Origin of the sequence: Pseudoalteromonas sp. MMG005 (genome assembly GCF_018101015.1) — a bacterium.
GTDB lineage: Bacteria > Pseudomonadota > Gammaproteobacteria > Enterobacterales > Alteromonadaceae > Pseudoalteromonas > Pseudoalteromonas aurantia.
The window spans coordinates 103,562-128,850 of sequence record NZ_JAGJEK010000013.1; the positions used below are offsets into that span (position 1 = coordinate 103,562).

Below are 25,289 nucleotides of genomic sequence, written 5' to 3' on the forward strand. Positions count from 1 at the left end.
TGGCCCTTACGGATGACGAGTTTCGTTAATAACTGAGGTGAGGGATTTATGAGTACGCGATTGGTGTTAGAAATCGATGCATACAAAAAAGAGTTTGATCATGCTAATTCAGAACTCAGTGTTAAATCCATGATTTTAAAACACACACCAACAGAGTATGCCCACTTATCCGCATTTCTTGATGCTTGCCACAAAGTAAAGCAAGTATGTATTCGTTATGGCGATGTTCAATGTGTTGCTGACTTACAACTGTGGTTGAGAAATAGTATTGTATTGCAATATAGTCGCTGTGAAAATTGTCAAAAGCAGCAAGGAAAATGCATTGCCGAACTCACTAAGTTAGACAAGCAAATTAGTCATGTGTTTCCAAAACTCGGTGGTAATGTGGTGCCGCTTAAACAACCTTTACGCTTAAAATCTTAACGTAAAGGTTGCTTCCTTTCCTTAATAAACGTCCCGCACATAGCGTTTTTGTTTTTTCAAATTGGCCATGTATTCTTGCGTTTGACTTTCATCATACTGACCATACTGCTGAATAATGCTCTGCAGCGTTGTATCAACGTCTTTCGCCATTTTATAGGCATCTCCACAGACATACAGATATGCTCCTTGTTCGAGCCAGTTAAATAGGGTTTCACCTTGTGCTAGCATTTTATCTTGTACATAGATTTTTTCTGCTTGGTCACGAGAAAAGGCCAAGTCTAATCGCGTCAATAGGCCATCTTGTTGCATCTGGGTTAACTCTTGTTCATACAAGTAATCGGTTTTTGCATTTCGATCACCAAAAAACAACCAATTATCTCCTGTGGCCTGTGTGGCCTCTCGCTCTTCTAGGAATGCTCTAAATGGTGCAATACCGGTACCTGGCCCAATCATAATAATGGGCGCGGCTAAATCATTGGGTACAGAGAAGTGTTTGTTGGCCGAAAAATAACAAGTCACTGGCTCTCCTATTTTTACAAGGTCGGCTAAGTAAGTTGAACAAACCCCATTGTGTTGACGTTCACCTTTTTCGTACCTCACACTGGCAATGGTTAAATGTACTTGATCAGGGTGCTTTTTGAGACTCGATGAAATGGAATAGGCTCTGGGTGCCATCGGCTTTGCTAGCTGAATAAACTGTGCCGGTGAAAGAGCACTATCTGGGTAACGCTTGAGCAGCTGAACCGTGTCAACACCCCATAAATAATCACTCATGGCTTGGTTGTCGCCCAGTCGGGAAAGTAGTTCAGGGCAGCTACTCTGACGTGCTATTTCATGAATGAGATCTTTACTGGGCTGGCGAATTTCGAGTAATTCAGTGAATATGTATTCTAGCTGTTCGGTTTTACCATTGTAGGTTTCATGTTGCTCTGCTCTGGCATTCAGTGCGCTGAGTAAGTCGTTAACGAGTGTGGCACTATTGTGGGCAACAATATTAAGGGCATCGCCAGCATCATAGTGTTCACCTGAGCCCATTAAAGAGAGTTCATAATGAATGGTTTCTTTACTTGAGCACTCATCGGTTAACCGCGTTTTGCTTAATAGTTGAGCCTGTAGTGGTGACTCTTTATTAAATTTGGCTTTATTTTTTTTAGGTTTTTGCTCAGGAGTGAGCGCTGATTGCTGCTCTGAGTTGCTGACTTTTTGCGCGATTGTGGGCAGTGCTTCAGCCATCCATTGTTCAGCTGGGGCTTCATAGGCCACATCACAATCTATACGTTGTGCGACTCGGGTAGCACCCAGTTGTTCTAAGCGTTCATCCCATTGAATGCCGGCAATGCAAAAATCATCATAATTGGTGTCACCCAATGCTAAAACGGAAAAGTAGGTTGATGCAAATGACGGTGCCGACTCGGCACTTATTTCATCCCACAATAATTGTGCGTTATCGGGCATTTCACCATCACCGTAGGTACTTGTGATCACTAATAGTCGCTCTGCTTCACTTAACTGTGCCACAGAGATATCATCCATATCGAATACCGAAGCCAACAATCCATGGTTTTTGGCCATTTGTGCGGCTTCTTCAGCTAGGTTTTCAGCATTACCGGTTTGCGATCCATAAATTATGGTGAGTGGTTTAATGTGCATGGCTGGCTGAACTGATTGCGCAACCGTTTCTTCTTTTATTAATAAGCGACTATGTAAACCCGCTAAGAAGCCACCGAGCCATTGCTTTTGGTCATCATTGAATGGCATATTTTCTGGTAAATAGGGGACTAATTGGGTGTTATTTGAGTGTGTCATAATACTTTTCCTTACTTATGCTGTTGCGCGGATTGCTTCAACTAGCACATGGCAAAAATGGGTCGCGAGCAGTTGTTCAAATGGTCGATGTTGACGCAGTGCCTCTTGGACACAGTTATCGCGATGTAATATCCAAACGCTGGTACCAAACGCATTACTATCCCAAACCTCGCGGCGCTCTAACGCGTCTTTGTAGTCTTGCACGCGCTTTTGTGCGAGTAAGCAGCTGAGCGCATCGCTTTCGTAGCTGGCTAATGCCTCTTTGGTATCTTTCACCAGTGTTTCTTGTAACTTTCGATCAAGGGTCGTGACCAAGTATTTGGCGCTGTCTTCGCTAGCATGCGCGGTGGACTGTGAAGCTGACTTTTTTGCAGCTTCATGGGCGCGATGAAATACACCCGCTGAGATCACATATTGATAAATGAGACTCGTGTCTCGGTCTCCGTAATCAGGTAATTGGCCATCAAATAGGTATTTACCGTCGTTTTCGTTGTGTTGATATGCAATTTGAGCTTCTTTTAATAGGCGGTTTGCCCAAGCTTGAGAGAGCTCTTCAAGCATGGTTCTGCGCTCATGAGCGTCCACAATATTATTTGGGCAATGATAGCTATAGAGTGTTTTTGGGATCAGGACATAAAAATGCGTCTTGTGCTCAGCCCAGTTATTAATAAGTGATTGGGCGAGCGTAGAGCCGGTAGCATCAATATGGCATTCTAAATGATACAAAAGCGCGGCTTCATGGCCTAAACACAAGGGCGTTTGTTCATCTAAGCGCAAAGCAACGACACTGTCTTGGCTGCACTGCGTGACAATATTGCCGCTTGGATCGTATTGGTATGCGGTACCGCCACTCATACCATTGCCTAAATTCTTTCCGTAATGAGATAAGTTAACCACTGAACCATTGGTCATATATTCGCAGCAAAAATCACCAACCCCTTCCACCACGGCAACGGCACCTGAGTTACGCACACCAAAACGGTCGCCTGCTTGGCCTTCTATAAACAATTCTCCACCGGTTGCGCCAAACAATGCAAAGTTACCGATCAGTACATTGTTGGTCAGTGGTTGTTTTACATGTGAAACAGGACTTGTGATCTGTATGCGACCGCCGCTTATGCCTTTACCTACACCATCATTGCAAGTACCGGTATGTTGAAGTTGCATACCAGTGTTCAAAAATGCCCCGTAACTTTGGCCTGCTGAGCCATACGTATGCAACGAGAGCGTATTACTTTTTAACACGACTCTGCCATTACTCAACCTATACATTGCAGGATGAGCGGCAATGGTCGCATCGCTTACGTGATAATTTAGGGTTCGCTCGATATCAATCGCCAGTTGCCCTGCAACTGTTTTGTTACAGTTATTCAGAGCGATGGGAGGCAGAGATAAGTATTCAGTTTGGTTATCAAACAAGTGTTGTTTCAGCTGTGTGAGCCACTGCGTGTCGTGATCAAAGTTTGCTTCAAGGTACACTGGCGCTGCAATTTTTATGGGCTCTACTGGCGCGAGCATGGCCGTCATATCTAATTGGCCGACCATCATGGGATGCGCAATGAGGTGTAATAAATTACTTTTTCCGCGTATCTCACGTAAAGACACATAGCCAAGGCGCGCTAATATTTCACGGGTTTCGTGCGCAACATTCATAAAATATTGTGCTAATGCTCTCGGGTCGCCTTGATAAACCTCAGGGTTGGTTGTCAGCCCCGCAGGACATTTTTGATGGCAGTTTTTAGCCATCACGCACTTGAGCATCATCAGAGCCGTAGTGCCAAATTCAAATGAGTCACCGCCTAACATGGCCGATTTGACCACATCGAGCCCCGTTTGGTGGGCATTAGAACAGCGTAAGGTTATTTTATCTCGCAAGCCGTTTTCAGCGAGTGCTTGATGGACTTCAGCAATACCAATATCGGCGGCTCGACCAGTGTGCTTCAAGCTGGTCACTTGGGCTGCCCCAGTACCGCCTGTATTGCCTGCAACATTGATAACATCAGCGCCTGCTTTGGCAACGCCAACCGCAATGGTACCAATTCCTTCAGATGAAACCAGTTTAACGACGACCTTGACATGTGCGGCTTTGGCATCGTGGATGAGCTGCCCTAAATCTTCAATCGAGTAGGTATCATGATGTGGCGGTGGAGAGACGAGTTCAACCCCTGGCGTGCCACCTCGTGCAGCGGCTATTTGTACGTTGACTTTATGTGCGGGAAGTTGACCTCCTTCGCCGGGCTTTGCGCCTTGGCCTATTTTAATTTCGATTTCTTGTAAGGCTGGGTCGGCAAGGTAGCCTGTCCAGACACCAAATCGGCCAGAGGCAAATTGCTTAATTTTACTGGCTTTTACAGTGTTGTACCTCGAAGCACTTTCGCCACCTTCACCCGAGTTACTCATTGCGCCCGCAATATTGGTGCCTTGCGCTACCGCTTGGTGAGCCTTTTCGACTAAAGCACCATGGCTCATAGCGCCAGAAGCAAAAGCGGCAGTGATTTGGTGTGCTGGTTGAACCTTTGCTACGGATATTGCCGTGCGAGCCGGGATGACTTTCGCTAATAGCCTGTCGAGTAAACTATTTTTTACCACTGCGATAGCCAGATGTGAGTTTACTATGCTGTGGGTGAAAATATCTTTGGAAAATACGTCTATGAGCGCAGCTTCTAAACTCTGGAGGTTACCAGTAGGGTCGAATGCGATATGCCAATGTTGTGCGATGTCATTGGAGCGCTCACGGTGCACCGTGAGCCCCGTTATGGCAAGGGCAAATGATCCTGACACTGATATGTTTTTAAAGCACTCTTTAAGAGTTTGCTCTGATGCATCTGCTTTGATTTGAATCGGTAGGCTTAATATATCTCGCAGTGCAGCAGGGCGATGCTGGCGTTCAAGGTAAAGGTTTTGACTAAATTCACGATACGCATCTGTGATGGTAAAGTCATCTATTTGCTGAGGGCTGCGTGCGTCGTAGCCTAAATCTCGATACCCCTCATCTTGCGGTAATATGACTTGTTGATCTTGTGACTCAAGTTGTGATTCGTCGAGATATTGAATCGATTCTTCAGTCATATTGATGTATTCACGAACCGCAGTTATACCAAAGCTATGACCTGCTCCTTGAGCGCGTTCTTTGAATAACCCGAGTACAGGGATCTGGTTTTCAGATTGAACATGGGGGACTTTTTTATGCCAGTACTCAACGCTTTGTACCAAATCTTTAAATTGGGCTCCTCCCACGGGGGAGTGGATATTGGGGAAAATAGCCTTTAAAGCTGGGTCATGGGTATCAATAAAGTTGGCTTCGAAAAATTCACCGCCAATATAGCTTTCTACAGTACATAAGCCAAATTTACCCATGGTTTTCATTAACGCTTTTTCGCCGGCCTTTTTAAATTTCAGCAGGGCTGACTGCACATCGGTTGGGCTATCGAACAATTCAGTGGCACGATTTAATACCGTGAGTGGGCATACCGCAGAGGCACCAAAGCCAAGCAGGCATGCGATGTCGTGTGTACTCACTGCTTGTCCGGTATGGCAAACAAGGCTGGTGGTAAAGCGTAGCCCTCGACTTATCAGCCGCTGATTAATTTTGGCGATGGCTAGTAATGCCGGAATAGCGGCTTGGCTATGCGAAATGTGCTCGTCGCTTAAAACGATAATATCGACTTGTTCGCGGGCTTGTTGCTCAGCGAGATCAGTGAGGGTTTCTAGCGCATCAAGCAGTCTATGCTCATTGCTGTTGTATAAGTCGATGTTGAATAACAGGGGTAAGGTTTTAATACGCAACGCACTTTGCTTTTCAAGGGCGAGCAGATGTTGTGGCAGTAAAATAGGAGAGTCTAATACAATTTGTTTATGACTATTTGGGCTAATATTGGGTTTTGGACCCAGTGCCACACGCAGTGTCATGCCATCGGTTTCACGAATGCTGTCGAGCGGCGGGTTGGTTACTTGTGCAAACCGTTGGCTAAAGTATCGAGATAGGCCGCCTTCATCTTTGTTGAGGGCATTCGGAGCCAAGCCATACCCCATGGCAGAGATTTTTTCTGCCCCATTTAATAACATGGGATCGAGCATAAATTTAAAGCTTTCTTGATTTAAACTAAATGCCACATGTTGTGCGCTGGTACTCAGTGAAGAACGTTGCTTCACTGTTTGTAATGGCGGTATCGGCAAGTCGGATAAGTTAACCCTTACTTGGCTCAGTAGCGCGGCATAATCTTGCTGTTTAGCTAAATGTTCTAAAATTTGCTGGGTTTCTTTAATTTCACCGGTACTATGGTCAAATACAATCATGCCACCGGCTTCAATGCGGCCGCGGCGTATGATGTCGTTGGGGTCAAAATCTATTTGACCTGCTTCACTCATCACCACTAAGTATTCAGATGTTTCGACACTCCGTAAAGGCCGCAGTCCGAGTCTATCGAGTCGTGCGCCTACCTTAATCCCGTCACCAAAAATGAGTGCTGCGGGGCCGTCATTTTTCTCTTCGTATAAAGAAAAATATTCAAGCATATTTCTCACTGAGGTTGGCATGTCGCTATCATTCTCCCAAGCGGGCGGCATCATGGCTAATGCGGCGACATCAATCTCTAAGTTGTCTTCGATTACTCTTCTTTCCAATGTTTGGTCTAAACGTGCAGAGTCTGATTGACCAATTGGAGTAATGATTTTCTTATTTTGCGACTTGGCGATTGCGTCTTCACTTAGGCGGTTTTTTCGGTCGGTATTAAGCTCGCCATTGTGGGCCATTCGTCTAAAAGGTTGCGCAAACATAGGATTTGGCGCGGTATTGGTTGAAAACCGAGTGTGAAAGAATAACGTATGAACCTGATGATCTACGTCACTTAGATCGGTGAAATAAGGGATCACTTCCCAGCTATTTAAACGGCCTTTCAATACTTGAGTACGGCTGCTCATCGACAAGGGGTAGAGTCCACTGAGTTCAGGATCAGTAAAAGCAACATGCTCGATGTCATGGAGAGCTTGATGGATCTGTCTTTCAAATTGAGTCTGGCTATCACACTGGCTTGGTTTAAAAAAAACGACTTGTTTGATTTGTCGTTGTGCTTGTTGGCTAGCATGATTAAGCACGGTCTCATCGGTTGTGATGGTGCGAAATGTGACAATGGGTAAGTTATAGGTCGACAGTGTGTTTTCAATTAATTGAGTGGCTTTGTTGTGGTGCGTAAGTTCTTTGGGGTAAAAAAAGTTGGCTACCCCAAATTCACCGATTTGTAATGTGGCGTTGCCGGTGACTTTTTTGAAAAAGTTAAGCGACAAGTCAATATTAACCCCAGCACCATCACCAATGCCTTCTGCATTCATACCGCCTCTATGAGGTATACGACAAAGCGCTTGATGAGCATGTTCTAACAATTGATGTGTTTGCTTACTTTTTTTATGGGTAATAAACCCAACGCCACAGCTCGAATGCTCTAAATTTCTATCAAATAAATATCTTTTCATTGAGTACCCAATTTACTAAACGGGTGAGTTCATTGCATAACAAGCACTTAATTTGAACTACACATTTTTTAAGCAGGTCATCCAAACTAATGTTCAATGTATATTTATGCAAATGATAAATATTTGTATTCGTTTTTGTGTTATTTTAATTTAATTAATTTTTGTGAAGTTTATTTTTAACCTGTTGTTTTTAAAGTATTATTTTTGATTGGTTTAAAAGTTATCTATGAATTGAATTTTTTTCATAAGTATAAATCATGAATCTATATGAAGAGTTTCTCACTGAATTTGCTAAATATAGATATGCTGTTTTTGCGATGAGCATAAATGGAACGTGGGTCGTTTCAATGTTAAATATATCACGACTTTTCGTTTAACTTTTACAATGAATGTTGATTTACGAATGTGGCTGCTAGGTATCGGAGCTGCATATAAATGCGCCACTTTAATCGTGGCGCATAATGGGAGAATTAATAAAAAACCACTTCCCATATCTAACAAAGCCCAGTTCAACAATTTGCTTTTGTTAAATAAAATATCGCCTTCTGTTGCTTACGACATCATTTCACATCGGTAATGTTTATGGTAACTGATTTTTATTTTTAGTTTCATGAAGCCAGATCCTTCTGCGCAAAATGTGAATTTTAAGTATACAGTACCCTTTTTAAATGTAAATGAGTTGTTTTGTTTAATGACCCGTTCATTTTCGAGTGTAGTCATTAACGAGTTTAACTTTAGAAAGAACTACTTGCTTTTTTGTTTTGTTACAGTATAACATATCGAAAGTTCGATGGGCGCCCAACCTTTTATCGATATAAGACTCTTGAATATTTTTAGATAGTGAAAAAGATGAATATAAAACTTAAGTTATTAGCAACTATGGTTGCTGCTGCATTAACTTCAGCTTGCGGTAGCGATACACAACATACTCTGACCCCGGTTGTAAACCTACCAAGTGAAAGTGTAGAAGATGGAAAGGGTGATGCTGGCCACGATCATACAGAGATCAGCATAGAAGGCCGCTTAGTGATTTCTTCACATCAGAGTAATGTGTTGTCAGTCATTGCAGCAAAAGATGGTGAGCACTTAGAGAGCATAGGTATTACCGGGTACCCACAATATTTATATGCAACAGAGCATCATCGCTACGTTATGGCGGTGCAGCGCGATGCGGGTATTGTTGAGTTTGTTGACGGGGGTCAATGGCAAGAAGATCATGGTGACCATCTACACCCATATGAACAAGCACCAAGTGTTGTTGAATTTGCGCTACAGGGGGTTAAGCCAACTCACGTAAATGCGGGTGAACACAATAGTGTTGTTTTTTACGATGGTGATAAAGATACAAATCAAAACGCCCAAGTAATGGTATTCAATGAATCCAACATCGCTAATAACAATCGTGATTTTTCAACACTTGATTACAGCACGTATCAACATGGTGCAATGCAAACGGTGGGTGAGTATTTAATCAGTACGATTCGAGATGAACAAAGTGACTCAATGTTACCCAGTAAAATTGGCTTATTTCACGGCCACGGGGATCATTTTGACCAAGAGAAAGTGTTTGATGTAGACTGCCCAAGTTTGCATGGCAGTGCACAAAGTAGTGAATTGGTTGCGTTTGCATGTGCAGACGGTGTGGTGGTTATTAACACACATGATAATGAATTCACACATGAAAAAATCATGAATTCAGAAGAGTTTGCTGAAGGTGAGCGTATCGGGATGCTACGTGGGCACCCTGAAAAAGATTTATTTATAGGCAGCAGCCGCGCAGGTGTATATGCCATTGACCCAAGTAACAATTCAGTAGAAAAAATAGAATGGCAAGCCAGTGATGATGCCCGTTTAGTTGGTGCTTACTTTAGCGCTGAAGGAGAGCATTTTGTGCTGATGGACAGTGCTGGTGTGATGAGTGTATTTGAAGGGCATCAACACGATGATGAGTATCATTGGGAAAAAGCCCATAACATTACAATCAGTAGTGCAGAACTAACGCAAATGCCAGAGGGACATGGCTTTGTTATGACACTTTCTCAGTCTCAACAAGTGGCGTATGTTAGCGACCCTATCAGTCAGCACATTGTTGCAATCGATTTAGAAAGCGGCGAAGTGACACGGACTTTTGAGCTAGACATTGTGCCTGAGAAATTATTATGGCTAGGCATCGCCACAGAATCAGTTGGGCATGACCACTAAGGCCTTATTACACTAAGTTTTTTACCCTGTGAAGTTTAGCCCGCTCAGCGGGCTTTTTTACATCAAGCAAAACAGCTTGGGTTAACCCTATAATCATACACGTAAGGTGAACAGCGATGAAATACACACAAAAACTGATGGATCAGACTGCTATCGGCATATCAATGCTCTGTATAGCACACTGTATATTTTTACCACTATTATTGGTACTAGTACCTTCAGTAGGGTTGGGGTTTCTAGCTGATGAGACTGTTCATCAATATTTGGTGTGCGGTGCACTGGTGATAAGTTTCGTCGCACTCAGTATTGGCTGCAAGCGGCATAAAGCATGGCATGTATTGATTGTAGGTTTAACTGGACTGAGCTGTTTGGTGTTTGCTGTTGTATTTGGTCATGATGTGCTGGGGGAGATGATGGAGCGGGTGGTTACCTTGATAGGTTCTGGATTAATAATCGCTTGCCATATTCGTAATTATCGTTTGTGTGCAAAGGTCCCTTGTACCTGATTTATTATTTTGTCGCAAATAATTGGCGCTTAGTTAATTTTTGATTATTTTGAATAGATGAGTGGTATCACTCCAATCACTAACTTACGTTTTAGCTTTATTAAAAGAGTCGATTATGAACTATTTAGACGTAAACAAAGCAACATGGGATAAACGAACACTGCTGCATGTTAAGTCACAGTTTTATGATGTAGACAGTTTTATACACGGGCAATCGTCGCTCAATGATATTGAAATAAATCAGTTAGGAGATGTGGAAGGTAAAGACCTTCTGCACTTACAATGTCACTTTGGACTGGATTCATTATCTTTAGCGCGGTTAGGGGCAAATGTAACTGGCGTTGATTTGTCATCAACCGCGATTCATGAAGCAACAACTTTAAATGAACAACTAGGCCTTAATGCGACGTTTGTGTGTGATGATGTATGTCACTTTGGTGACACCAATACTCAGCAATTTGATGTTGTGTATACTTCCTACGGCGTTTTGTGTTGGTTACCAGATTTAACCCATTGGGCACGAGGGATTGTTAACGCATTAAAGTGCGGTGGGGAGTTTCATTTAGTTGAGTTTCATACGTTTAATGATTTGTTGTCTGGATACTCTTATTTCCCAAAGAGTGAACCAGATATTGAAGAAGAAACCACATACACTGAAAATTGTGATGGACAAGTGTCTAAAGTGATCACCTGGCCACATTCACTGAGCAGTGTGATCAGCGCACTGATCAATTCAGGTTTGATAATAGAGCTGTTTGAAGAGCATGCATATAGCCCTTATGATTGTTTTGACGGACTAAAGCTGGTCGCAGAAAAGCGTTATCAAATGCAGCACAAAGGGCAGCAAGTCCCTTTAATTTACGCTATAAAAGCACGTAAGCCATAGTATAAACCAGTATTTTGCCAATGCTGGCCCAAACGCAGACGTTGGACCAGCTTCCTCTTAAAAATTAAAGCGTAACGTTAAAGCGCAATGGTCGCTAAGCATGTTGTTTTGGGTCATATCTTCAAAGTAGTGAAACTGTGATTTTGGTTTATCAAGATGCTGCACTAATGACGACGATATAATAATATGGTCAATAGGGGCAGGATACCTTGGATGGCATCCCTGCACATTATCAGTGGTATTAACCCATAGGCTTTCGTTCACCGACTGAGTGAACCCTAAATCAGCACGCAAACGGTTGTTCGTGTTTGCTAGTCGGTGGTTGAAATCGCCTAGCAATACCAAATTAGGCTGGCTTTTTTGTTGCTTGCTAAGTGTATCTCTTAAAATCTTCGCCTGCTGAGCCAATATGCCACAACTTTTGCGGTCGCTGTCTAAATAGTTATCAACAAAACAGCCACTTTTTAAATGAAAATTAATTAAAGATAACGGCTGTCCTGCATGCTCGATATTAAGCTGCAGCGCATGACGTAGCCCAAACTGAGGAGCGCTAAGCGCATCAAGGTTTGTAACGGCTTTAACCGAAATGGTTTTTTTAACAGCATACGCGACTTTTTGTTGGGTTGACGATTGCTCGCTGCCTCGGCATGTATAACTCGGCGAATCCTCCCTATTAGAGATGAAGACTTGCCAGTCAGCTGAATCAAATACTCTATGTACGGCAGCCACGGAACCGACTTCTTGTAGTGCATATATATCCGCGTCGATGCGGTTTTTGTAAGCGGTGAGTGCTGCATAATCACTGTTTTCTCGGCCTTTGCAACCTTGATTATTTTGCGCTGCTAAGTGTTCAATATTCCACGTAGCCACCACTAAGTCGTTTGTTGTTTGTGTGCTGGTCGTAGTCGTAACTGTTTGGCAGCCAAGTAAAGCTGAGCTGCAAACGAGCCCTGTAATTAGGTGCTTGAATCCCGGTGTGTTCATGTGTGTTGTTCAATAATTTATGGTAAAAACATTTTGTTATACCATCACGTAAAATGCAATGGGTTGCGATAGATAGCACGAAGCGGTAACACACAGTGCGGGGAATGCGAAATGTTCCGAGTTTAAGTAAATTGGTTATTACAAGGTTTGTTGAAAGATACGCTATGACTGCCTATTACTTAGGACGATTTACAGCGTTTAATCGCCAGTGGGAATGTGATGTTCTCGCTGGCGAGAATTTATCTAGCTACCATTTAACACAAATTTTACCAAAGTGTGCACCATTGATTTGATGTTCAAAGGCTTTACCAAGTTCTGCATATTTAAACACCTTATCAACAACTGGGCGGACGTTATTGCTTTCCAATGCTCTAACATAATCTTGTTGGTCACTCCGGCTACCCACTAGCATTCCCTGTAGTCGCGCTTGTTTAAACATGAGCACACCGATTGGCAATTCACCTGCAAATCCAGTTAAAACACCAATCAATGATATTTTACCGCCAACGGCAACGGCCTCAACCGACTGCGCTAGTGTACCTGGTCCACCGACTTCAATCACATGGTCAGCCCCTTTACCATGAGTGATTGCTAACACTTCTTTAGCCCACTCAGGGTGTTCTTTATAATTAATCCCTGCAAATGCACCAAGCGCTTTGGCTTTTTCGATTTTTTCATTTGATGATGAAGTTACAATAACTTTGGCGCCAAACATTTTACCAATTTGCAATGCCGCAATTGATACGCCGCCTGTACCTAGGGTAACTATGGTATCGCCTGCTTTTAAATTGCCGTCTGTCACTAAAGCGCGCCATGCAGTCAGACCCGCCGTTGTTATGGTTGCTGACTCTTCATGGCTCCACCCTTGTGGTGCAAGCGTGAATGCCGAGGTTGAACGTGTCACATACTCTGCTGCAAGACCTTCTGCACCATCGCCTGGTGTTTGGCTAAAATTACCGACGTCGGCATTTGCCTGACCAGATTGCCATTGCGGGAAAAAAGTTGAGACCACGTTATCACCCACGCTGAACTCCGTTACCCCTTCACCAACAGCAACAACAACGCCCGCACCATCAGACAGCAATACGCGACCTTGTGCTGTTTCCATTGCACCTGAGGCAACTAAATAATCATGATAATTTAGTGAGCTGGCGTGGATTTTGACTTTAATTTCACCTTTTTCTGGGGCATTTGATTCAAGGTCATTGGCAACATAAATATGCTCTAAGCCGCCGGGGGTTTTTAGTTTTATAGATTGCATCATTAAAGTTTCCTACAAAAGTTGTATTTGATAAATACGGAAATTGTTATTGGCTAGAACCGACATCGTTCTAAACAAGATGGCACTCATTTTAGATAAATATTGATACTAGTGATATGTTGTGCATGTTGTATTATATACAAGTAAATAATTGTTTTTGTCGGATGGCGAGTAACGGGAAATTGGTACTATGTTAGAAAAGTTGGATGTAAGACAAATGCGGTTATTGCTGCTGTTACTTGATAAAAAGAGTATCAGTAGAGTTGCAGAATCACTCAATGTGAGTCAACAAGCGGTGAGTATACAGCTAAAAATATTGCGAGATATTTTCCAAGATACATTGTTCGTGCGGCATGGGCATGGTGTGGCACCTACTCCGAAAGCAATAAAACTAGGATTGATGTTGAAAGACATTGTTAAAGCACTAGAAGATAGCGTTCAACCTGAAGAATTTAACGCCAAAAATATCAATAAAACGATTGTCATTTCAGCCACAGATTATGCGCAGCAAGTGATCACCACAGCGCTATTTAGCCATATTAGGCGAGTAGCACCAGGGATAAAACTGATCATTACAGAGTTAGAAATTGAAACTTTAACACAATCATTAACAGCGGGTGATGTTGACTTAGCCATCACGATCCCTGAGTTTTTGTCTGATAATTTGCCTTGTGAGACGCTTTTTAATGAGCAATATAAACTGGTATCGAGCGCGGCTAACGCGCCAATAGCCCTCGCTCACATTACCGACTTAAATCAGTATGAACACGTCATTGTGTCGCCATCACGACCCAACTTAAGAGGCTCCTCAACTGATTGGTTTAAGCGTCATCACGTGAATAGAAACATTGTTGCTTCAATACCCTCGTTTACCATGTTGTGTGAATACGTGTACAAGTCAGATGTTATCGCGTTTATTCCCAGTAGAATGTTGCCTGATAGCCGACTTAGAGCAATTAAACTCACACAATATCCGCCAGGTTTTGATGCAGTTGTTGCTTGGCACCCTAAAGTGACACATGACCCGCTCTATAAATGGTTAATTACTCAGATAAAACAGATTGCAGAATCAAAAAGCATTTAAGAACAGGCGAAGTGACGTGTTTTATAATGGCCTTTGTAAACTTTTTATATGATGAAGATAGCACCAGTTTATTGATCAAGTAGTTAGGTATGTAATAAGCGGTTATCAGCTAGAAAAACTAACAGTAAGCAGTTAGGCGCTCGCATTCAACCCAAATTGATATACTTCTAGCTTTCGTATCAGGGAATGATAGTTTTTTACCACTTCAGAATCGCCACCAGCCTGACTGTTAACGGCGGCAAGGTTGTCTTTCATGGTGTCAATTACATTGATTTTTTCACTCTTTGCTTGTGCAAGCGTCGTTCCACCCAATTGACCACCATGCTCGATTAAACCATATTTCCCGGTCATGAAAGCATGCTCGCCCATTGAAATAACCCCTTGATCATATAGGTCTTGAGCCGCTTTAGATTGCTCTTCAAGTGTCATGTTTGTGAAGTCATGAAGTCATGTGTTCTTTCAGGGAAACTCAATGAATTAGCAGATCCAACGTGGCTATCGCTCATCTCAGATGCAGTATGCTTTTGCACATATTGACTTGATTGTGTCGCAGAGACTGACTGGTAATTTGTAATGCCGATAGGGTTAATCATTTCATATCCTTAAATTGACTTATCTCTATTTTAATAGGTAATAGCCGTTCCAGTTGTACACGTTTTGTTGTTTAAACGTAAAATTACGTGTGCCCCTTTAAATTGTAGTCGCAGAAAAAACTCACTATCTGATTTAATTAAATATGATAACAGCGCGTAGAAAGTGGTTTACTTGGATGATTTTATGGTTGGCAATAAAGGAGAGGGGGCTTTTGCCAACAGCTTGCCCGTAGTTGAAATTTTCGGCGGTTTATTGCCGCACGCCTCCTCTTTTAGCTTTATGTTTCAATGCATTCAAAATTGACTTTGAGAGATACCTAAATTGCTGAACTCGATTATGTGTATCACCCTAACTTTAGAGGGGAAGTGTGCGTTGATTAAACTTAGCATATTGTGATTTGTAATAGAAATAGCAGACACAAAAAAGCCTGTTAAAGATTTCTCTCTAACAGGCTGTTTTATAACACTTTAAAGTGGTGGAGCAGGGGGGATTTGAAAGCCAGTTGGATTAGTATTTAACTATATGAATTTAATGAGATTAATATTGGTATTTTTATTTTCGGGGCAAATAGTTGGGTAAAAGAACCAGCATTTGGTTGAAAGTAAATTAGGCGCAATATAGAGTACATTAACTTTTTGTTTACGCAAGGATGTAGATTATATGCTCAAGAGCATAAAGTTAATGAATGAATTACCAAAAGAGCTTAGCTATTCAGCAATACTCATTTTTATAATTATGTTTTCAAAGCTGATTTTGAACTTTCTCAATAAAAGTTATGAACTTAAAATTAAAGAAAGAAATCATATAATGAATCATCAATATAGAATGAGGCGCTTATTGAAAAGGGCTGAAATGGCTTCACAAAGTAAGGAAACAAGAAATGAAACTTGATTTAGAAAGCATCACAATATTCATCGCAATTTGTTCACTTTACCATTTGGCTGTCACTTGGTTTGCGCTTTATCAACGAGAGAAGCTAGCATCTAAAGTAGACGATTATTTAGGCTCGAGTGATGTGCCAAAGAAGATTAAGCAGCAGGTCTTTGTTATGTTTGATTTAGCAATGGTACCTTTTGTATTCACTCGGATTTTTATAAAAGCCCTTAAAGGTCTGTTCGCTCCTAGCTACCTAGATGAATTTGAAACGGTTGCAGCAAATCGAGTCAATGTTAGCATCGATAAAATGTCAGAGGGCCAAAAAGAACGGTTTTTTAAAATAATATTGTCGTGCATATCTCTTTATTTTAAACGTTCACCGATATCATCCTTTCTAGTAGGCTTCATTATTTTCATAGTGGTAACGATTGCACTTACCTGTGATAAATTGGCAAGTACCAATTATCTACAAATATTGTTTATAAAATCTAGCCAAGGGATCTTCGCTAGTAAACACACATTGGCTTATACGTAATAACAAAAAAGCCGCTTAGTGCGGCTTTACTGTTGGGAAGTTCTCAGGTAGTAACAGTTTGAAAAAATGGGTATATCATTCCCATTTGCTGCAGACGGTTCTATAAGCTGAATCATAAGTGTGTAATTTTCAACCTCTACTGGTAATTGAAACTTCAATTGATCATCATTAATTATATCTGTACTTCCGTAAAGCTTTTCTATAAAAGCAGGCTCATCTTCATCCAATGAATGATCGAACAGTGCAACAAGAATCCGTTGGTTGTCATGAAGGAATTGATTATGTAAGTAAAAGTTATGAATCCTGTTTCTATAAACATTTATTGTGTCTTCTGGCTCGTAACCTATGCTGTCGAAGAATAATTTGCCAAGAGTATCATTAACATTCGACTGATTTGTTTCTTCTTGAGTTTTCGTTGGGTTGGTGGGAACTTCAGAATTTTCATATTTTTCTAACTGTGTAGTTAATTTTGCTATTTGGTTCTCCGATATCGTTAGTTTAGTTTGATTTGCCTCGATTAGTTCTTGGTACTTTCCAACTTGTATATTTAGTTCTGATACTTTATTTAGGTAGGTTTTTTCTGAGTCTTCTGCGCGTCTAACCTCAAGAGCTAATTGCCTAATCTCACCTTCAATCTTCAGTTTTTCGTCAAGCAATTTGTTATGAGTTTCTTTGTCCACAAACTCTTTCCAACCTAAATACATGAGAACTTTGGCATATAAATAGTCCCAAAAGTGTTTACATATTTCTGCGAAGTTATTTAAAGCATGGGCTATAACCAAGAACAAAAAGGTAAACATCAGAGGCTTTAAAAGGTAGACCTCCAAACTTGTATACTCGAAACGTTGCAACTTTAAACTAAAAGTTAACGGCTCAAATAGAAACCATCCGACAGCTTTCCAATTGCAGACAATAAAAAGCCAAGAGTATGTAAACATAAAAGGGTTTGATATACGCTCTTTTAGTGAGTTGATAATCCCTTGAGCATCTTGAAACGACATTTGATTCCTTTGTAAATGTAAATTTCTGTTAATTTAACCTATTAGGTTACCCCCCTCAAATTTAATTGACGCTAACCGAACGCCACCTCTACGTTAAATAGCAACAAAGCAACGTAACGAGAGAACGCCAGAACAATGAATCAAATATATCTAGTAACTGCTGCAAGCTCTGCCGCCGTTGTGTTTGTTATATGCAAACTAGCAAAAGGACGAGCACATGTTCGGAAGAGCAAGAATATTAACGCCACGGCTGCAAGCCAAAAAACAGCGCAAAGCCCAGCGGCGTAAGCGTAACCGTACCCCGCGTATTTGGGGCAATGTTTCACGAAGCAAGTACTAAACAAGGAAGTTAAAACGGATGAGTAAATCAATGAAAACACATTTAATTACAGCAGGTATCGCAACGGTTATTGCTGCGGTAGTAGTTTATGCATCAAACAATATTGACGCAGTTGAAGACGTGATCGGGTAATCGACTATGAATATATCAAGACCTTCAAGAACACAGTTACCGTCTCCGACAGGAACGGATTATAACGAAGAATGGAATATTAAGCTTCAGGCGGGTGTGACATATCACAGTATTGAACTTGAAACGAACCTGAAAAACGTAAAAACAATTAAAAAAATCACCATAGATATTGGTGGTGTGCCTGTAGTAACTCGTACTAACGAGATTTTAGACTTAATGGACTCGTTCTATAAGCGCTATAAGCAAACAGGCCGCTTTGTTGTTGACCTTTCTAAATTTGATTACCGCACACCTGCGGGTATTTATCAGACTCAGTTAGTTACAGTACTGAATGACGATGTAACGCTAAAAATTGAGTTTGGTTCACGGGGTACTAACGACCCTGAGCGCCCAACCTTAAAAGCCAAAGCATATGTCACTGATACAGATAACTATGGCCGTATTTTTAAACCGACTATGTACGATTTAACTCAAATTTCGGGTGCGGCAGGTGATCATACTTGGCAAATGCCAAACACAGGTGCAAACCGTTTTGTGCAACGTATTTTGTTTGATGAATCAGAAGTGAAAATTGCGCAAATTAAAGTTAAACGTGGTTCGCAAACAATCGAAACCATTACACGTGCTGATTTAGATTACGCATTACAGCGTGTAGCCAATGTTGAACTGCAAGAAGGCTATTGTTTGTTAGATTTTACGTTATTTGGCTTTGGAAGCGATGGCGCAGTACCAACATTGGCACACAATTTTAAGTGACACCCATGCAAAGTTGACTATTTTTCATTCATCACCTACCTTTAAATTCAGCTTGAAAAGTAGGCAATTCTCTCATGGCTACAGCACGAAAAAGACAAGTGAGTTTAACTGATACCAAATACTACCATTGTATTTCACGGTGTGTTCGCCGTGCTTATTTGTGTGGTGAAGATAAGGTAACAGGGCAATCGTATGAGCACAGAAAAGGGTGGATAGAAGACAAACTGCTGGAACTTGCTAAAGTATTTTGTATTGATGTGTGTGCATATGCGGTGATGAGTAACCATACTCACATTGTACTTTATGTAGATGATATAAAAGCTAAAAGACTGAGTAATAAAGCGGTTATCATCAGATGGCATAAGCTGTTTAAAGGCACCATACTGTCTCATAAGTTCCTTCAAGGTGAGCGGCTAGACTCAGCGCAGCAATACTTTTTAAATAAAGACATTGAACATTTTAGAGAACGTTTAGCGAGTATCAGTTGGTTTATGCGGGTACTGAATGAAAGCATTGCTCGAAAAGCGAATAAAGAAGATAACTGTACGGGTCGATTTTGGGAAGGGCGCTTTAAATCACAAGCCTTACTTGATGAAGCGGCACTGGCTGCCTGTATGGCGTATGTTGATTTAAACCCAGTTAGAGCCAAAATGGCTGATACACCCGAAACCTCAGACTACACCAGTGTAAAAACCCGCTGTGAACATGCCAAAGAGGGCAAGCAGCCTAAACAATTGGCACGTTTTGTAGGTAGCCCCCGAAAGCACATGCCCAAAGGTATACCGTTTGAATTAAAGTCGTATTTAGAACTTGTCGAGCTAACAGGCAGATGTATGCGAACAGACAAACGTGGCGCTATCAACCCAATCAACTCCCCAATTTTAGACAGGCTCAACATAGCCCCAGAAAACTGGCAAAAACTCACCACACAATTTACCAAAGTATTTCATGGCGCAGTAGGGCGACCTCAAAAGCTAGATAATTATTGTGCGAGCCTAGAAATAAAACGGCGCGCTAATTACAAGCAATGTGAAAAATTACTGGCTTAATTTTTTAGGTTACTTGATGTCGACCGCCTTGGATTTAATAGAGGAGAGCGGAATGCTAGAGTCTAATTTGAAAACTCGTATTTTCTGTTGGTTTTATGTCTGTAAAAAGTAATGTGGTCAAGATGTGGACACTGCGTAGCAGACACAAAAAAGCCTGTTAAAGATTTCTCTCTAACAGGCTGTTTTATAACACTTTAAAGTGGTGGAGCTGGGGGGATTTGAACCCCCGTCCGGAAAGCGTCGACCTTCGGTCCTACATGTTTAGTATCGTCTTTTGGTTAACCTTTAAATCTCGGACGTACACGATAAGTAAAGGCGAGGCCGCTTGGTTTTAGCCCTTCAACCCCGGCCAGGGTTTCCGTAGCGATCTTGTGTTGGGTGACACTCCAGAACCAGAACCACAAGAATTTCATGGAGGAGTGCTAGCGGGCTATTAAGCCGCTAGAGAGTAGTTATCGTCGTTTGCGATTACATTAATTGCGGCTTTTTTACGAGGCCAGCCGCACCTCGACATGCACCTTAGGCTTCTGGAATCCCGTCGAATCCTAATCAGCCCCTGAATATGTTCATTCAGTGAAGAACGCCAGTATAGCGGAAAGTAATGCTCAAGCTCAAGCTACTTTTGCCGATAACTTATTTAATATGAACTGGTTGGCGAATTTATGTGCAAGTTATCCGTAAGTCGCATTTACAATCATTCATAATTTGTAGCAATTCGTAACAGTTACTGCTTAACATTATGGGTCCATTGTGCTCAAATGGAGCTGTTGCTTTGCATGATAAGAATAAGAATTCTATGCACATACTTTGGGAAAAAGTTCATGTCGTTGTTTCGTTTTGATGAAGACTTAGGCTATGTCTATTTGTTGTCTCATCCTGTTGAGTCGGGTTTTCCGGCGAGTGCCTCTCAATTAGTTGAGTTATTGGAGCAATCTGAACATGCAGATTGTGAAATAATTCATGCTAATATAGGTAAGCTGTTTTCTGCTACAGAAATAGGCGATCAAGATTCATTAGCTGTTGCTAAAGCGATTGATGCGTCAATCGCAATTCGTGTTGACGATGCCAATATGGTGGCGGAAGCTCGGATCACGGTTGCTTGTGGTGGTAAAATGGTCTCGGTTGATAAGGCTGCGAAAGCGTTGGCAGATGCTGGTGTTAAGCGGGGTATTAATCAAGATGTGTTGGAGCAATTCTTAGGGCAACAGTTTGAACAGCCAGCAGGTATGGTGTACGAAGAAATAGTTGCCCATGGTGTGCGTGCAAAAGATGGTACCGATGCGCGTTTTGTACGTTTGTGTATGACAGCGCAAGACAGAGTGTTGAGCCCGCAAACAAAAGACGGCGGCAAAGTAGACATGCGGGACTTAGGGGCCATTATTACAGTTAGCCCTGGCAGCCCCTTGATGAAACGCGTTCCGGCAACCCCAGGTGAAAAAGGATATACGGTATTTGGGGACGATTTGGATCCTAAGCCAGGCCGCGATTTTGAATTACAAGTTATGGAAGGCACCAAACTTCACCCTAAAGATCCCAACGTATTGATTGCTGATGCTAAAGGTGTGCCTGTTGCTGTGCCAAGAGGTATGCGTGTAGATGATGTATTGTGTTACGACTGTGTTGATGTGACCACCGGCCACGTTGAATTTGATGGCAGTGTTATTGTCAGCGGTGATGTAAAAGATGGTATGCGTGTAAAAGCGACCGGCGACATCACGGTTATCGGGTTCGTTGAGTCATCAATACTTGAAAGTGCGAGTGCCATTACCATTATGCAAGGTGCAATTGGCAGAAAGCGCAGTGAAGGGGAAGATTTCTCTTGTCATATTAAGGCTTCACGTACAGTGTCAGTTGGTTATGCTCAGTATTGCCATATCGAAACAAGTCAGGATTTATTGGTTGATCGCCAAGTATTGCACTGTGATTTAATGTCTCGGCGTTTAATACGCATTGGTAAAGGTGAAAAACCACGCGGTAAGCTCATCGGCGGCAACGTTTTAAATGCACTTAGAATTGAAACAGGTGAATTAGGTGCGCCTTCAGGGACCCGAACACGTATTTCAATTGCCCAAAACTGGCATGAATTAAAAGAAAAACAAGAAGAGTTTAAGACGTTTGAAAAACGTTTATCAGATAAGGTTGTGGAAATAACCCGGGCTAAAATAAAGGCCAATAAATCGCCGAAAACAGCTAAAAGAGATGCATTTCTGAAAAAGTTAGAAATGAGCGAACAGCAATTGAATCAGCATTACAAGCGCAATCAGCGAAATATGCGACTAGTGCAGCAAAAATTGGCACGTCTTGTTAAAACGAGCCGGATAAAGGTCAATGAGTTGATGCATCCAGGTATTGAGCTAACTATTGCTGTTGATAGTAAGCAATTTACGCGTATTTACCCACCCAACATGGTCAAGCTCGACGAAGGGAAAATCACGCAGCACTTTAGTACTTAAAGGGTACTTAAATGTAAATTGAGTTTAAAGTCTGTTTGAAAGAAAGCGCCGATAAGGCGCTTTTTTGTTGTTGGCGCTTATAAGCGCAAAGTGATGTGGGGTTTAGATCTGTTTCTGTCAGGATAAGGAAGTGCGGGGCCTGCCTAATTGATCCACTTCGACAAGGCGATTCGTGTGATAAGGTATGTGTTTATTGGAATAATTCGCTGTTGGGTGTGAAATGGACTCTGACCTGCGTCAGCGCGACGAAAGGTGAGGTTTGATGTAAAGCTAGAGTTTTGGTTTATATTTATAAACGAGTGTGTAGTGGTTTTGGCATAGACTCAGACCTGCGTTAGAGCAATATAAGGAAAGGGGCTAGCTTAAAAGTTGAGTTTTAGCTGACTATTGGTTTTTTTGTTTATATAAGAGTTTTTGTGCTGGTTTTGGCATACGTCAGAGCGATTAAAGAGAGTGATGAGTATATTGAAGTTTTTGCTGCCGAGTTTAGTATAAACACTGACCTACATCACAAAGATGAACATCGGGGGTTAGTTTGGAACGGGCCTGAGCTAGTACACGTACAGGTTAATGTATGATACCGCACTTCACTGTACTGCATTCAACGTGACGTGAATATACCTGCTTGTTTATAGTCTTGATCCCTAGTGAGCGAGTGCTTATGATAGGTATATTGCTCCTTCTTTAAGTACTCAGCAACTCACACATTGTAAAATAGGCGCGTTAGTAAATCTTCGTTTACGAGTGAGTTTTTTAAGTTACTCATTGCTAATTAGTTTATTTTTTACTTCTCCATTTCTTATTCATATTGGCCAATAATTTATTAGCGGTCATTATTTGGTCATTTTAATTTTTTAATCTAAATTTAAGGTTAAAGGTTGACACCGGTGTCATAAGCGTGGCTTAATACAGTGACACCGGTGTCAGGTTGAGGTGAGAGACAACCTGGTAGCGTACCTTTGAACGGGTAAATCAAAAGAAGCTCAGTACGGTATTAAAGTGGAGTCTTTAAATCTGCTGAGCCTTTTTCCTCTAACGATAGAGACGAGTCGAATTTTATGATGTTGCATCCTCGAATTAAAGAAGTCACAGAACGTGTTATCGAACGCAGTAAAACAACGCGTCAAGCCTACCTAGCTCGCATACAACAAGCAAAAAAACAAACACGCGTACGCTCAGGCCTAGGATGTGGCAACATTGCTCATGTTATGGCTGCATGTTCTAGTTCAGATAAAGATCGTCTAAAAGTAGACGAGCAACCGAACTTAGGCATAATCAATTCATATAACGATATGTTGTCTGCCCATGTACCTTACAAAGACTACCCTGACATTATCAAAGACATAGCCCAAAAGTATGATTCTACAGCGCAAGTTGCAGGGTGTGTTCCGGCGATGTGTGATGGGGTTACCCAAGGCCGTGATGGCATGGAATTGTCATTGTTTTCTCGAGATGTGATTGCCATGTCAACCGCAGTTGCATTATCACATGACGTATTTGACGGGGTATTTTGCCTTGGCGTGTGTGACAAAATTGTCCCAGGGCTTTTAATTGGAGCATTGTCATTTGGCCACTTGCCAGTTTACTTCTTACCAGCTGGCCCAATGCAGTCGGGTATCCCAAATAAAGAAAAAGCACGCGTTCGCCAAAAGTTTGCACAAGGCTTAGTCAGCAGAGAAGAATTACTCGAAGCGGAAAGCGCCTCTTATCATAGTGCAGGTACTTGTACTTTCTACGGCACTGCAAACTCCAACCAAATGTTAATGGAAATAATGGGCCTACATTTACCGGGTAGCTCATTTATTAATCCTTACACAGAGCTTAGAGATGGCTTAACTGGTAATGCAGTTGAGCAGATGTTGGAACAGCTTATTGATGGCAAAAATGCCAATTGCTTAGCTGATGTAGTGAGTGAGAAAACCGTTATTAATGGCCTTATTGGTTTACTAGCAACTGGTGGGTCTACCAACCACGCTATTCACTTGGTTGCGATGGCTGGTGCAGCCGGTGTGCAAATTACTTGGAAAGACATGGCCGACTTATCTGAAGTTGTGCCTCTTCTTACTCGTATATACCCGAATGGATCGGCAGACGTAAATCACTTTCAAGCAGCCGGCGGTATGGGCTTTTTAATGCGTGAACTACGTGATGGTGGCTTCTTACATAACGATGTGAAAACCATTGTTGGTGAAGGGCTTGATGCTTATACGCAAGAGCCAATGCTTGCCGCAGATCCGAGTTTAATTATGACAAACAGTACAGGCCCTAGCAAAGTTAAGTGGGTGCCATGTCCTGAGAATTCACTCGACGAAGATGTACTGCGCCCTGTAAGCAATCCATTCAGTCCACAAGGTGGTTTACAACTACTGACAGGTAATATTGGTAAAGCGGTAATTAAAGTATCAGCAGTAGATGAAAAGCATCAAACAGTGACTGCGCCAGCGAAGGTGTTCAGTTCACAAGCTGCATTACAACAAGCATATGCAGATGGCGAGTTAAACCAAGATTTTATCGCCGTGATAAAAGAGCAAGGTCCAAAAGCAAAGGGCATGCCTGAACTTCATAAATTAACGCCGGTGATGGCAACATTGCAAGATCAAGGCTACAAGGTTGCGATAGTGACTGATGGTCGAATGTCTGGTGCATCAGGTAAAGTGCCTGCAGCCATTCACTTAGCACCTGAAGCGGTTGAAGGCGGTATTATTGCTAAAATTCATGAGGGTGATTTGGTGACGTTAAATGCCCCTGAAGGCGAGCTATTTATACATGTGTCAGACGAAGAGCTCTCAGCACGAGAGTTGCAATTGAGTGAACCAGAAGCAACATTTGGTACTGGTAGAGAGTTATTCACTGGCTTTAGAAACATTGTTAGCAGTGCAGACCTAGGCGCAAGTGCCTTTGGTCTAGATCAATAATAAACGCATTGGGTATG

General features: G+C 41.9%; 19 protein-coding genes and 1 other RNA gene. 12 read left to right on the forward strand and 8 right to left on the reverse strand.

The window, feature by feature from the left end; translation table 11 throughout:
• Positions 1–48: 48 nt before the first annotated feature.
• Complete coding sequence (locus J8M01_RS11730) at positions 49–423, forward strand: hypothetical protein (RefSeq protein WP_211058106.1); 375 nt, start codon at positions 49–51, stop codon at positions 421–423.
• Positions 424–444: 21 nt separating this feature from the next.
• Here the strand turns inward: J8M01_RS11730 and J8M01_RS11735 are convergent, their stop codons facing one another.
• On the reverse strand, positions 445–2,229 hold the full coding sequence (locus tag J8M01_RS11735) for a sulfite reductase flavoprotein subunit alpha (protein ID WP_211058107.1): 1,785 nt from the start codon (positions 2,227–2,229) through the stop codon (positions 445–447).
• A 15-nt stretch (positions 2,230–2,244) separates the two neighbouring features.
• The gene (locus tag J8M01_RS11740; RefSeq protein WP_211058108.1) at positions 2,245–7,698 is read right to left on the reverse strand and encodes a glutamate synthase-related protein; all 5,454 of its coding nucleotides are present in this window, start codon (positions 7,696–7,698) and stop codon (positions 2,245–2,247) included.
• A gap of 849 nt (positions 7,699–8,547) precedes the next feature.
• Here J8M01_RS11740 and J8M01_RS11745 point away from each other — a divergent pair.
• The 3 genes from J8M01_RS11745 to J8M01_RS11755 all read left to right on the forward strand — a co-directional run bounded on the left by J8M01_RS11745 (position 8,548) and on the right by J8M01_RS11755 (position 11,292).
• Positions 8,548–9,900 carry a hypothetical protein gene (locus J8M01_RS11745; protein WP_211058109.1) on the forward strand — a complete coding sequence of 451 codons (1,353 nt, stop codon included), beginning with the start codon at positions 8,548–8,550 and terminating at the stop codon, positions 9,898–9,900.
• 116 nt (positions 9,901–10,016) lie between these two features.
• Positions 10,017–10,406: a MerC domain-containing protein gene (locus J8M01_RS11750; protein WP_211058110.1), complete on the forward strand. Its 390-nt coding sequence runs from the start codon at positions 10,017–10,019 to the stop codon at positions 10,404–10,406.
• A gap of 115 nt (positions 10,407–10,521) precedes the next feature.
• A complete protein-coding gene (locus J8M01_RS11755) occupies positions 10,522–11,292 on the forward strand; it encodes a class I SAM-dependent methyltransferase (protein ID WP_211058111.1) in 771 nt (256 codons plus the stop codon).
• Between the two features lie 57 nt (positions 11,293–11,349).
• Here the strand turns inward: J8M01_RS11755 and J8M01_RS11760 are convergent, their stop codons facing one another.
• Complete coding sequence (locus J8M01_RS11760; RefSeq protein ID WP_211058112.1) at positions 11,350–12,276, reverse strand: endonuclease/exonuclease/phosphatase family protein; 927 nt, start codon at positions 12,274–12,276, stop codon at positions 11,350–11,352.
• A gap of 247 nt (positions 12,277–12,523) precedes the next feature.
• A complete protein-coding gene (locus J8M01_RS11765; RefSeq protein WP_247671107.1) occupies positions 12,524–13,540 on the reverse strand; it encodes an NAD(P)-dependent alcohol dehydrogenase in 1,017 nt (338 codons plus the stop codon).
• 187 nt (positions 13,541–13,727) lie between these two features.
• Here J8M01_RS11765 and J8M01_RS11770 point away from each other — a divergent pair, with 187 nt between their 5' ends.
• Complete coding sequence (locus tag J8M01_RS11770; protein ID WP_211058113.1) at positions 13,728–14,621, forward strand: LysR family transcriptional regulator; 894 nt, start codon at positions 13,728–13,730, stop codon at positions 14,619–14,621.
• A gap of 132 nt (positions 14,622–14,753) precedes the next feature.
• Here J8M01_RS11770 and J8M01_RS11775 read toward each other — a convergent pair whose 3' ends face one another.
• Positions 14,754–15,050 (reverse strand): hypothetical protein, encoded by a 297-nt coding sequence (locus J8M01_RS11775; protein ID WP_211058114.1) that lies wholly within the window; start codon positions 15,048–15,050, stop codon positions 14,754–14,756.
• Positions 15,047–15,214, reverse strand: a complete 168-nt coding sequence (locus J8M01_RS11780; protein WP_211058115.1) for a hypothetical protein — start codon at positions 15,212–15,214, stop codon at positions 15,047–15,049. The genes J8M01_RS11775 and J8M01_RS11780 overlap by 4 nt, the downstream gene beginning before the upstream one ends.
• Before the next feature lie 881 nt (positions 15,215–16,095).
• On the opposite strand from J8M01_RS11780, the gene J8M01_RS11785 reads away from it, so the two are divergent.
• Positions 16,096–16,626, forward strand: coding sequence for a hypothetical protein (locus J8M01_RS11785; protein WP_211058116.1), 531 nt, complete (start codon positions 16,096–16,098; stop codon positions 16,624–16,626).
• A 26-nt stretch (positions 16,627–16,652) separates the two neighbouring features.
• Here J8M01_RS11785 and J8M01_RS11790 read toward each other — a convergent pair whose 3' ends face one another.
• A complete protein-coding gene (locus tag J8M01_RS11790; protein ID WP_211058117.1) occupies positions 16,653–17,627 on the reverse strand; it encodes a hypothetical protein in 975 nt (324 codons plus the stop codon).
• Positions 17,628–17,762: 135 nt separating this feature from the next.
• On the opposite strand from J8M01_RS11790, the gene J8M01_RS11795 reads away from it, so the two are divergent.
• From J8M01_RS11795 to J8M01_RS11805, 3 genes are all read left to right on the forward strand, one after another.
• Entirely contained in the window at positions 17,763–17,915 is a 153-nt protein-coding gene (locus tag J8M01_RS11795) for a hypothetical protein (protein WP_211058118.1), read from the forward strand.
• A gap of 190 nt (positions 17,916–18,105) precedes the next feature.
• Positions 18,106–18,855 (forward strand): major capsid protein P2, encoded by a 750-nt coding sequence (locus tag J8M01_RS11800; RefSeq protein ID WP_247671108.1) that lies wholly within the window; start codon positions 18,106–18,108, stop codon positions 18,853–18,855.
• Positions 18,856–18,929: 74 nt separating this feature from the next.
• Positions 18,930–19,904, forward strand: coding sequence for a transposase (locus J8M01_RS11805; protein WP_211058119.1), 975 nt, complete (start codon positions 18,930–18,932; stop codon positions 19,902–19,904).
• Positions 19,905–20,104: 200 nt separating this feature from the next.
• Here the strand turns inward: J8M01_RS11805 and ssrA are convergent.
• Positions 20,105–20,461: a transfer-messenger RNA gene (gene ssrA / locus J8M01_RS11810) on the reverse strand.
• A gap of 264 nt (positions 20,462–20,725) precedes the next feature.
• Between ssrA and J8M01_RS11815 the strand changes: the two genes are divergently transcribed.
• From J8M01_RS11815 to edd, 3 genes are all read left to right on the forward strand, one after another.
• The gene (locus J8M01_RS11815) at positions 20,726–22,357 is read left to right on the forward strand and encodes a FapA family protein (protein WP_210996698.1); all 1,632 of its coding nucleotides are present in this window, start codon (positions 20,726–20,728) and stop codon (positions 22,355–22,357) included.
• 416 nt (positions 22,358–22,773) lie between these two features.
• The gene (locus tag J8M01_RS11820) at positions 22,774–22,935 is read left to right on the forward strand and encodes a hypothetical protein (RefSeq protein ID WP_211058120.1); all 162 of its coding nucleotides are present in this window, start codon (positions 22,774–22,776) and stop codon (positions 22,933–22,935) included.
• A gap of 483 nt (positions 22,936–23,418) precedes the next feature.
• Positions 23,419–25,272 (forward strand): phosphogluconate dehydratase, encoded by a 1,854-nt coding sequence (gene edd, locus J8M01_RS11825; RefSeq protein ID WP_211058142.1) that lies wholly within the window; start codon positions 23,419–23,421, stop codon positions 25,270–25,272.
• Positions 25,273–25,289 lie beyond the last annotated feature (17 nt).

Bases quoted from the DNA above. Each gene is read 5' to 3' on its own strand.
- edd (WP_211058142.1), top strand. From the start codon at position 23,419: ATGTTGCATCCTCGAATTAAAGAAGTCACAGAACGTGTTATCGAACGC.
- J8M01_RS11785 (WP_211058116.1), top strand. From the start codon at position 16,096: ATGAAACTTGATTTAGAAAGCATCACAATATTCATCGCAATTTGTTCA.
- J8M01_RS11760 (WP_211058112.1), bottom strand. From the start codon at position 12,276: ATGAACACACCGGGATTCAAGCACCTAATTACAGGGCTCGTTTGCAGC.
- J8M01_RS11770 (WP_211058113.1), top strand. From the start codon at position 13,728: ATGTTAGAAAAGTTGGATGTAAGACAAATGCGGTTATTGCTGCTGTTA.
- J8M01_RS11805 (WP_211058119.1), top strand. From the start codon at position 18,930: ATGGCTACAGCACGAAAAAGACAAGTGAGTTTAACTGATACCAAATAC.
- J8M01_RS11765 (WP_247671107.1), bottom strand. From the start codon at position 13,540: ATGATGCAATCTATAAAACTAAAAACCCCCGGCGGCTTAGAGCATATT.
- J8M01_RS11735 (WP_211058107.1), bottom strand. From the start codon at position 2,229: ATGACACACTCAAATAACACCCAATTAGTCCCCTATTTACCAGAAAAT.
- J8M01_RS11745 (WP_211058109.1), top strand. From the start codon at position 8,548: ATGAATATAAAACTTAAGTTATTAGCAACTATGGTTGCTGCTGCATTA.
- J8M01_RS11795 (WP_211058118.1), top strand. From the start codon at position 17,763: ATGAATCAAATATATCTAGTAACTGCTGCAAGCTCTGCCGCCGTTGTG.
- J8M01_RS11780 (WP_211058115.1), bottom strand. From the start codon at position 15,214: ATGATTAACCCTATCGGCATTACAAATTACCAGTCAGTCTCTGCGACA.
- J8M01_RS11755 (WP_211058111.1), top strand. From the start codon at position 10,522: ATGAACTATTTAGACGTAAACAAAGCAACATGGGATAAACGAACACTG.
- J8M01_RS11790 (WP_211058117.1), bottom strand. From the start codon at position 17,627: ATGTCGTTTCAAGATGCTCAAGGGATTATCAACTCACTAAAAGAGCGT.
- J8M01_RS11815 (WP_210996698.1), top strand. From the start codon at position 20,726: ATGTCGTTGTTTCGTTTTGATGAAGACTTAGGCTATGTCTATTTGTTG.
- J8M01_RS11775 (WP_211058114.1), bottom strand. From the start codon at position 15,050: ATGACACTTGAAGAGCAATCTAAAGCGGCTCAAGACCTATATGATCAA.
- J8M01_RS11740 (WP_211058108.1), bottom strand. From the start codon at position 7,698: ATGAAAAGATATTTATTTGATAGAAATTTAGAGCATTCGAGCTGTGGC.
- J8M01_RS11730 (WP_211058106.1), top strand. From the start codon at position 49: ATGAGTACGCGATTGGTGTTAGAAATCGATGCATACAAAAAAGAGTTT.
- J8M01_RS11800 (WP_247671108.1), top strand. From the start codon at position 18,106: ATGAATATATCAAGACCTTCAAGAACACAGTTACCGTCTCCGACAGGA.
- J8M01_RS11750 (WP_211058110.1), top strand. From the start codon at position 10,017: ATGAAATACACACAAAAACTGATGGATCAGACTGCTATCGGCATATCA.